Raw genomic sequence first — 9,211 nt, 5'->3', positions numbered from 1 at the left:
GACGCCCGTCCCGTCCGCCTTCACGCGAACCTTTACGTTGTAATCCACTACCCGTTTCACGGGAACGAGAATCTTCATTACTCCGTCTCCTGCTGCTGAAATTTGAAAACAGGCCCCACCGGCGCTAAGCGCGGCAGGGCCCGGACCACGTGCTGTTCTCTTTTCGATGGTCTTTTTTTGTGTGACGAAGCATCGCAGAACACCCTTGCATAACTATGCATCGAATGTAACGAATCGTTACACACTCGAAGGCATTGATTCGACTGCACTAAAATCGCCGCCATGGACCTCTCCCCGATCATCGACGCTCCCCTTGCCGAACTCGCCCAGCGCCATGAGATGCTGCAGGCCGGTCTCGATCTGCTGGACCAGGGCATCACGGTGTTCGACGGCGATCTGCGTCTGGTCGCCTGGAACCGCCCCTTCCTGACGCTGCTCGATTTTCCCGAGCAGTTGGCCTATGTCGGCGCCCCCTTCGAGAGCTTCATCCGCTACAACGCCGGACGCGGTGAATACGGCCCAGGCGATGCCGAAGAGCAGATTCGTGAGCGCGTCCAGGCGGCCCGGCATTTCACGGCCCATGTCACCGAGCGACAGCGTCCGAACGGGCGCGTCCTGCTGCTGCGCGGCGAACCCTTGCTGCACAAGGGCTTCGTGACGCTCTACAGCGACATCACCGAACAGCGTTACATTGAACAACTGACCGAGCATCAGAACATCCAGCTCGAAGAGCGCGTGCGGCGACGCACGGCCCAGCTGGAAAACGCTAACGCCAACCTGCGCCGCGCCAGCGAGGAAAACGCCCGCATTGCCGCCGCCTTGCGGCGCAACGAAGCGCGTCTGCACCTGATCAACGACACCATCCCCATCCTGATCGGCTACGTGGACAAGAACGAGGTCTACCAGTACGCCAACAAGGGCTATGCCGACTGGTTCTCACGGCACGAAGGCGTCATCGGGCGTCGGGTCATCGACGTGATCGGGCAGCATGTCTATAGCCAGGTCCGCGACTCGATCCGCAAGGCGCTTTCCGGCCAGCAAGTCAGCTATGAATACCAGATGGAGCGCGACGGACGGACCGTCTTCGCGCGCAGCACGCTGGTTCCGGAAAACTCCCCGGAAGGCGAAACCCTGGGCTTCTTCGTCTTCGCCATTGAAACCACCGAACAGCGACGCATGCAGTCGGCCCTGGTTCAGGCGCAGAAAATGGAGGCCGTCGGGCAGTTGACCGGCGGTCTGGCCCACGACTTCAATAATCTGCTCACGGTCATCATCGGCAACCTGGCCGCCTTGCAGGATCATCGCGGCACGGACCCCGGCCTCAACGAATTCATCGAACCCGCCCTGCAGTCGGCCCGCCGGGGTGTCCAGCTGATCAAGCGCCTGCTCACGTTCTCACGCCAGCAGCCGCTGGCACCGGAAGCCGTCGACCTGAGCCGTCTGGTCAGCGGGCTGACCAAGCTCCTGCGCCGCTCGCTGCCCGAAAACATCCAGGTCAGCACCGACCTGCCCGGGCATGTGCATGCCTTGGCCGACCCCGGACAGCTTGAAAGCGCCATCCTCAATTTCGCGCTCAACGCCCGGGATGCGATGACCGAAGGCGGCTTCCTGCACATCACGGCGCGCGCCGTCGAACTGACCAGCGATGCCGCGCCCTTTGAAGTCGCCCCCGGCGCCTACGCCATGATCGAAGTTGCTGACAACGGCTGCGGCATGGATGCCGCCACCCTGGCCCGCGCCAGCGAACCCTTCTTCACGACCAAGCGACTGGGCCTGGGCACCGGACTGGGCCTCTCCATGGCCTACGGCTTTGCCCGGCAATCCGGCGGCGGCATCATGATCCAGAGCCAGCCCGGCCAGGGCACCACGGTCCAGATGGTGCTGCCGCTGACCCATCCCGAAGAGGATGAAGCCCTGCCACTCGACGAGGTGCCCGCGCTCGCTGCCGGCGAACTGGTGCTGCTGGTCGAGGATGATCCGAATGTCCGGCGCGTCGTCCGGCAGCAACTGGTCGATCTCGGCTACCCGGTTATCGAAGCGGAGAATGGCTCGCAGGGCCTGGAGATGATCGAACACATCCCCGACATCGCCATTCTGGTCAGCGACATCCTGATGCCGGGCGGCATCAATGGCCGCCAGCTGGCCGGCGCCGCCCGCACGCGCTACCCGCACATGCGCATCGTCCTGATGAGCGGCTATGCCGACGATGATGCCGAACCCAAGGGCGACCTACCCGTCCTCGCCAAGCCTTTCGTGCGCCAGGATCTGGCCCGCGCCCTGCAAAACACGCTTCAGGAAGCTTCATGAAAAAGACTGCCGACCCCGACAGCCAGAAACTGATTGCCATCGTCGAGGACGACCCCGATATCGCCCGCATCATCGAACAGATTTTCTCCGACTTTGGCTTCCGGACCGTCTGGTGTCGCAGCGCGGGCGATCTGCTGCGCCGTCTGCGCAGCTTGCAACCGGATCTCTGCATCATCGACCTCGGCCTGCCCGACATGGATGGCCTCGATGTCATGCAGCGCGTGCGCGGCCAGTCTGCCTGCGGCATTGTCATCCTGACCGGGCGTGCCCATGTCAGCGACCGGGTCATGGGGCTCGAACTGGGGGCCGACGACTACATCCTCAAACCCTTTGAACCACGAGAACTCGTGGCCCGCGTGCGCAGCATCCTGCGCCGGCGCGAATCAGCCCTGAGTCAGGGCGTGCGCGATGTCGCCCAATTCGGCGGCTGGCGCTTCAATCTCGGCAACAACACGCTGGTCACGCCGGGCGGCGAAGAACATCTGCTCAGCACGTCGGAGGCTGAGTTGCTCAAGGTTTTCGTCACCAACCCGAACCGCATCCTGCAACGCGAACAGCTGATGGGCACGCGCGACCTTGCGCCCACCGACCGCGCCATCGACGTCCGCGTCTCCCGCCTGCGCCGCAAACTGGAACCGGACCCGCAAAGCCCGGCCTTCATCAAGACTGTGTATGGCGCCGGCTACCTCTTTCTGGCCGCGGTCGAGTGGCAGGGCAACGAGTCGGCCTGAGCCGCCCCCGGCTCAGGGCCGGGTGAGCACCAGGCCCAAGGCCAGCGGCAGAAAGACCAAGGCCGCCAGATTGCCGATCAGGACGATGGAAGCCACCCGCTGAGGTTCCTGGCGGTAGCGTTCGGCAAACAGAAAATTGAGCACGGCCGGCGGGAAGGCCCCAAAGACGAACAGCATCGCTGCGTCCCGCCCTTCCAGCCCCAGCAACTGGATGACCACCCAGGCAATGCCCATCCCCGCCACTGGACGCAGCACTGCGCTGCCGACGGCCAGCTTCCATTCGCCAAAACTCACGTCGGTCATGCGCACGCCGAGTGAAAACAGCAGCAAGGGAACGGACACATCGCCCAGCATTTTGATGGCAATCAGCGCCGGCCCCCAGATCGGGAGTTTGACCAGGGCGACGGTCAACCCTGCGATGGCGGCAAAAACCACGGGGATGCGCCACAGGGTGAGCAAACGGGTCGAGGGGTCCAGGAGCCGTGCGCCGAATGAGAAATGCAGCGTGTTTTCGACCATGAACAGGATCACCGCCGCCGGCAGCGCCTGCTCACCCCAGGCCAGCACGGCCAGCGGCAGGCCGATGTTGCCCGAGTTGTTGAAGAGCATCGGCGGCACCAGCGTCTTGGGCTGCACGCCGCACAGACGGGCCAGCGGCCAGGCCAGCAGACCGCAGGTCGCCAGCACGAGAAAGCCACCGAGGGCGAGCGGCGTATAGGCGACCAGATCGAAGGATTTGCCAGCCATTGCGGCAAAAACCAGCGCCGGCACAAAAACATCCATGTTCAGCCGATTGGCCACGGCCATTTCCGGCTTGTGCTTGCGGCCGTAAAAATAACCGGCAGCCACGATGCCGAAAATCGGAAACAGGATCGCCAGCAGGCGATAACTCAGACTGCTCTCGTCCACAGGCCCTCCAGCAGGCACAGGCCCCGCACGCAGACGGGGCGCAAAAAGCGGGGCGGAAGGTCCGCCCCCGGTTCAGCAGGCTTACAGCACGTAGCGCGAGAGATCCTCGTCGGCCGCCACTTCGCCCAGCTTTTCATTGACGTAGGCAGCGTCGACCGTCAGCCGCTCGAGACCGATGCGGCCCGCCTCGAAGGACACCTCCTCGAGGAGTTTTTCCATCACGGTATGCAGACGACGAGCACCGATGTTCTCGGTTTTCTCGTTCACCTGGAAGGCGATTTCTGCCATGCGGCGAATGCCATCCTCTGCGAAGTCGAGCGCGACGTCCTCGGTCGCCAGCAGCGCCTGGTACTGCTTGGTCAGGCAGGCATCGGTCTGGGTCAGGATGCATTCGAAATCGGCGACCGACAGCGAATCCAGCTCGACCCGGATCGGAAAACGGCCCTGCAGTTCCGGAATCAGATCAGACGGCTTCGAGAGATGAAAGGCGCCGGAGGCGATGAACAGGATGTGGTCGGTCTTGATCATGCCGTACTTGGTGGAGACCGTCGTGCCTTCAACCAGCGGCAACAGGTCACGCTGCACGCCCTGACGGGAAACATCCGCCCCCTGCATGTCCGAACGGCTGGCGACCTTGTCGATTTCGTCAATGAAGACGATGCCGTTTTGCTCGACCGATTTCACGGCATCAAGCTTGAGTTCCTCATCATTGACCAGCTTGGCGGCCTCTTCATCCGTCAGCAGCTTCAAGGCTTCCTTGATCTTGAGCTTGCGCGCCTTTTTCTTGCCGCCGCCCATGTTCTGGAACATCCCCTGAATCTGCTGGGTCAGCTCCTCCATGCCCGGCGGGGCGAAGATTTCAGCCTGCATGCTCGGCGCGGCGAGTTCGATATCGATTTCCTTGTCGTCGAGTTCGCCTTCGCGCAGCTTTTTGCGGAATTTCTGACGCGTGGCGTTCTCTTCGCCGGTCGACGCCGCATTTTCGGCAAAAAAGCCCGGGCTGCGCGCCGGCGGCAGCAGCACGTCGAGAATGCGCTCCTCGGCCGCATCTTCGGCCCGCGCCCGATTGGCCTTGATGGCCCGCTCGCGCTGGGTCTTGATCGCCATCTCGACGAGATCGCGGATGATGGTTTCGACGTCGCGGCCAACATAGCCGACTTCCGTGAACTTGGTCGCCTCGACCTTGATGAAAGGGGCATTGGCCAGACGGGCCAGGCGACGGGCGATTTCGGTCTTGCCGACGCCGGTCGGACCGATCATCAGGATGTTCTTCGGCGTGATTTCCTGACGCAGCGGATCGGCCACCTGCGCGCGCCGCCAGCGGTTGCGCAGGGCAATCGCCACCGCTTTCTTGGCCGCATTCTGGCCGACGATGTGCTTGTCGAGTTCGGAGACGATCTCCTTCGGGGTCATCGTGGCGCCACTCATGCCAGCGTCTCCAGGGTGAAATTGCGATTGGTGTAGATGCAAAGATCGCCGGCGATCTCCAGCGACTTGGTGACGATCTCAAGCGGGCTCAGTTCGGTATTTTCCAGCAGCGCCCGTGCGGCGCTCTGCGCATAAGCGCCGCCCGAACCGATGGCGACGATGCCGTGCTCCGGCTCCAGCACATCGCCGTTACCGGTGATGACCAGCGAAGATTCCCGATCCGCCACCGACAGCATGGCTTCCAGGCGACGCAGCGCACGGTCCGTGCGCCATTCCTTGGCGAGTTCGACAGCGGAACGCACCAGATTACCCTGATGCTTTTCCAGCTTGGCTTCAAAGCGCTCGAACAGCGTGAAGGCGTCGGCCGTGCCGCCGGCAAAGCCCGCCAGAATCTTGCCCTGATAGAGGCGACGGACCTTCTTGGCCGTACCCTTGATGACGATATTGCCCAACGTGACCTGGCCATCGCCGCCCATGGCAACCGAATTGCCACGGCGCACGGACAGGATGGTCGTGCCGTGATATTGCTCCATTTAAAACCTCAGGATTTGGGAACGATGATACGTGCCAGCTTGTTCAGGCCAACCACGGCCATCAGCTCGGCAACAAGATGATTCGGGCTGCGGAAGAGCACTTCCTTGCCGGCCGCATGCAGCGGCGCGACACAATTGACGAGTTGCCCCGCCGAAAAGAAATCGAGCCGACGCAGGCCGGCGCAATCAATCAGCGGCGTGCGGGCCTCGGCAAGATAGGCTGCCAGATCGGCAAAACGGGCATTGCGGATCTCACCGCTCAATTCAAAATGCGCCGGCGGGTGCGCGGCAGCCGCCACGGCGACCGGCACCGGCGGGGTTTCCCAGGAAGGCGGTGATTTTTCGAAGGTGACAGCGTAGTCCAGCGCACGGGCGTCGAATGCGGCCTCGACACCCCGGTATTGCAGGAGCTCCAGCAGCAGGCACCAGGCCGGTTCATTGGCGGGCGTGCCGGTCACCAGGCGCTTGTCCAACCGCTCCAGAAAACCCTCGATACCGGACAGACGGGGCGCTTTGCCCTGACGACGGGCGGCGCGCAGCAAGGCTGCCCAGAGGCCGGCCATCTCATCGTCACATCCGATGACACGGCCGCAGTCAATGAGTACCGGCACGGGTCCGGCCAGCGCCAGCGCCAAGGTGTCCATGGCCTGCGGCTGATCCGAGGTCAGCAGGCCCTGCAACAAAACACTGCGCTGATTGGCGGCTGGGGCTTTGGGCGGCGGGGCGACGGTCGACCAGCTGGGGGGCGACAATTCGAAACGCTCGGCAAAGCGCAGCCCCAGTTGGTCAAAGGCGTCGCGTGCCTGCTGCAATTGCAGCAGATCGAAAAGCAGGTACCAGAACCGGATGCCGTCTGGTTCAGGATAGGCATCGACAAAGTGTTCAAGCAACTGACGGGCGGCCTGGTCGTGCCCGTTGGCAAAGAGCACGACCGCCTGCTCGACATCGGACTGCAGCGGATCGCTGCCATCGCCGACGTCGATGGCCATGACCTGGGAATCCGTGAATTCGATCTCTTCTGCCGGGTCGACCGCCAGCGGGCTGGACGCCGTTTGCGCCGGACGAGACTGCTTGAGGATCGAAAAATTCATGCCTGCTCCGTATCGAGAGAGAGCGTTTTAGCACGCCCTTCCCCCACATGCAATGCACGTTCGAAACTCAAGTGCCATGCGGCTTGCGGGCGCCACCCGAAGTGCTGCGCCCGTCATATTCAGAAGCTGGCGCGCAGTCCGAGCTGAATCCCGCGCCCCGGCAAGGGGGCCACATCCTTCAGGTAGGAGGTGTGCACACGGGCTTCCCGGTCGAGCAGGTTTTGCGCCTGCAGGAAGGTTTCCACCGTCGCCCCCTGCCAGGGCACCTGATAGGTCAGAGCCAGATTGACGAGGGTATAGGCATCCGTCGGCAACTCGCCGCTGGCAACGCGATTTTGGGCAAAGGCATGGATCACATCGACCCGCGCCCCGAACGCAGCCAGACGATAGTCCGCCCCCACGCCGAGACGCAGCGGCGAAATGCGCGGCAGTGCTGCGCCCGTCTCGCGGTTGGTCGCGCGGACGTAATCGGCACGCAGACGCAGGTCGAGAGAATCGGCCCGATCGAACAGGCGGAATTTGCCTTCCGCCTCCATCCCCTTGAACTCAGCCTTGACGGCCGTGAAGCGATGTTCCGCCACCGGATCCTCCCCTCCGCAGGAGCCCGCGCCGGCACCGGCGGCACCATCGGCACAACGCTCGCTGCCGGTCGAAGACAAGCCAATGTAGTTGTCAAAGCGGGTCAGGTAGCCACCCAGGCTGGCCGAGTGGCGCCCCTGCCGCCAGCGCAGCTGCGCATCCAGGCTCTTCGATTTTTCCAGTTCCAGCTGGGCATTGCCCACTTCGTACAGGTTGGTCGCCGCATGCACGCCGTTGGCGTACAACTCGGCGTAGGTCGGGGCGCGCTCGGTATGGGAGAGATTCGCCGCCACGGAGAAACCGCTGGCCAGCGGCTGAACCAGACCGATGGCGCCGCTCTTGCCGGTAAAGCTGTGCGCATTGGCCGAGCCAAAGCGCGGCTGGCCGGTCGAGGCATCGTCGGTGCCGCCGCCGGACGACTGATAACGGGTCTGCTCAACCCGACCACCGACGGTCAGCTTGGCATTTCCGAGCGAGGCCTCTTCGAACAGGAAAACAGCCTTGCTGCGGGCGTCGACCGTCGGCAGGAAGGCTTCGTCGCCGGCGGCCGAAAAATCGAGATTCCCGAACTGCACGCCGAAGGCACCGCGCAATCCAGCCACCGGACGATGCGTCGCCTCGACGCGGGTTTCCCGCCCCTTGGTCCTGAAGCGCGTGGCAGGCGTCCCGTTGTCCAACTCGTCATGCGCATAGTCGGTATAACTGGACTTGAACTTGATGCTGTCGATGAAGCCGCTCAAATTGCGTTTTTCGCCGGCCAGGTCGTAACGGGTATTTTCCATGCCGATGCGCACGTTGGGCTCGGCCACCGTCCCGTAGTTGCTGGTGTAGCGGCTGAAAGCAGCCCCCAGATAGCCATCGTCGAAGGTCAGGCTGGCGCCCACCGTGCCGCTGTCAGCCCGGCCATTGCTGTTGCGCAAGCTGCCGCGGGCTTCCTCGGCCTGTGGATCGGCCGCACGCTTGCGCGCCGAACGCGCATAGTCGGGAATCGAGAGATCGCCGGTCTTGCGCGATGCGGTATCGACGTGCAGGGCGAACTGCCCGTTACCGGCTTCGAGCAATGCAGCACCGCTGCGCTCGTTATCGACACTGCCGCCCCGCACTTCCGCACGCCCGCTCACGCCCTGCACCGGCGCCGTCGGAATGCGCCCATCGAGCACATTCACCACGCCCCCCACGGCATTGCCGCCATACAGCAAGGCCGCCGGACCGCGCACGACTTCCACGCGCTCGATGGTCAGCGGATCGACCGCCGTCGCATGATCGGGGCTCAGTGATGAAACGTCCTGCATGCCGGTGCCATTCTGGAGGATGCGAATGCGGTCGCCATCCAGGCCGCGGATCATCGGCCGGCTGGCATTCGGGCCGAAGTAGCTGCTGCTGACACCCGGCAGCTGGCTGACCGTTTCACCCAGCGTCGACTCCCGACGCAAATTGAGGTCACGGCCTTCCAGCACGGACACCGGCGAGACCAGATCGAACAGGGCGCTGCCGAGAGGATTACCGGTCACGACGACCGTGGACAGCTCGGTCGGTGCGTTGGAATTAGCCGCATTGGCCTGAGCGAATGCGCCGGCAGGTGCAACAAAACAGAGGGCGACCGCGAGCGCGGTCCGCTTGTGAGCAAACATGA

7 protein-coding genes and 1 pseudogene are annotated in these 9,211 nt (G+C 63.5%); 2 read left to right on the top strand and 6 right to left on the bottom strand.

The window, feature by feature from the left end; genetic code table 11:
* Positions 1 to 78 (bottom strand): annotated as a pseudogene (locus AACO21_RS02805) (electron transfer flavoprotein subunit beta/FixA family protein); the annotation flags it as partial.
* Positions 79 to 282: 204 nt separating this feature from the next.
* Between AACO21_RS02805 and AACO21_RS02800 the strand changes: the two are divergent.
* Together AACO21_RS02800 and AACO21_RS02795 are read left to right on the top strand one after the other, a co-directional pair.
* Positions 283 to 2,307, top strand: a complete 2,025-nt coding sequence (locus AACO21_RS02800) for a PAS-domain containing protein (protein WP_346190958.1) — start codon at positions 283 to 285, stop codon at positions 2,305 to 2,307.
* Positions 2,304 to 3,038, top strand: a complete 735-nt coding sequence (locus tag AACO21_RS02795; protein WP_346190957.1) for a response regulator transcription factor — start codon at positions 2,304 to 2,306, stop codon at positions 3,036 to 3,038. The genes AACO21_RS02800 and AACO21_RS02795 overlap by 4 nt, the downstream gene beginning before the upstream one ends.
* A 12-nt stretch (positions 3,039 to 3,050) precedes the next feature.
* Here AACO21_RS02795 and AACO21_RS02790 read toward each other — a convergent pair whose 3' ends face one another.
* From AACO21_RS02790 to AACO21_RS02770, 5 genes are all read right to left on the bottom strand, one after another.
* On the bottom strand, positions 3,051 to 3,947 hold the full coding sequence (locus tag AACO21_RS02790; RefSeq protein ID WP_346190956.1) for an AEC family transporter: 897 nt from the start codon (positions 3,945 to 3,947) through the stop codon (positions 3,051 to 3,053).
* A gap of 81 nt (positions 3,948 to 4,028) precedes the next feature.
* The gene (gene hslU / locus AACO21_RS02785; protein ID WP_346190970.1) at positions 4,029 to 5,360 is read right to left on the bottom strand and encodes an ATP-dependent protease ATPase subunit HslU; all 1,332 of its coding nucleotides are present in this window, start codon (positions 5,358 to 5,360) and stop codon (positions 4,029 to 4,031) included.
* 11 nt (positions 5,361 to 5,371) lie between these two features.
* Positions 5,372 to 5,908 carry an ATP-dependent protease subunit HslV gene (hslV, locus tag AACO21_RS02780; RefSeq protein WP_346190955.1) on the bottom strand — a complete coding sequence of 179 codons (537 nt, stop codon included), beginning with the start codon at positions 5,906 to 5,908 and terminating at the stop codon, positions 5,372 to 5,374.
* An 8-nt stretch (positions 5,909 to 5,916) separates the two neighbouring features.
* Positions 5,917 to 6,999 (bottom strand): STAS domain-containing protein, encoded by a 1,083-nt coding sequence (locus AACO21_RS02775; protein ID WP_346190954.1) that lies wholly within the window; start codon positions 6,997 to 6,999, stop codon positions 5,917 to 5,919.
* Between the two features lie 119 nt (positions 7,000 to 7,118).
* Positions 7,119 to 9,209, bottom strand: a complete 2,091-nt coding sequence (locus tag AACO21_RS02770) for a TonB-dependent receptor (RefSeq protein ID WP_346190953.1) — start codon at positions 9,207 to 9,209, stop codon at positions 7,119 to 7,121.
* Between the last annotated feature and the right edge of the window lie 2 nt (positions 9,210 to 9,211).

The sequence above is a fragment of the Dechloromonas sp. ZS-1 genome, from assembly GCF_039649255.1.
GTDB lineage: Bacteria > Pseudomonadota > Gammaproteobacteria > Burkholderiales > Rhodocyclaceae > Azonexus.
Note: the sequence above shows the minus strand (reverse complement) of the source record. Positions and strands in the feature narration are given on the sequence as shown.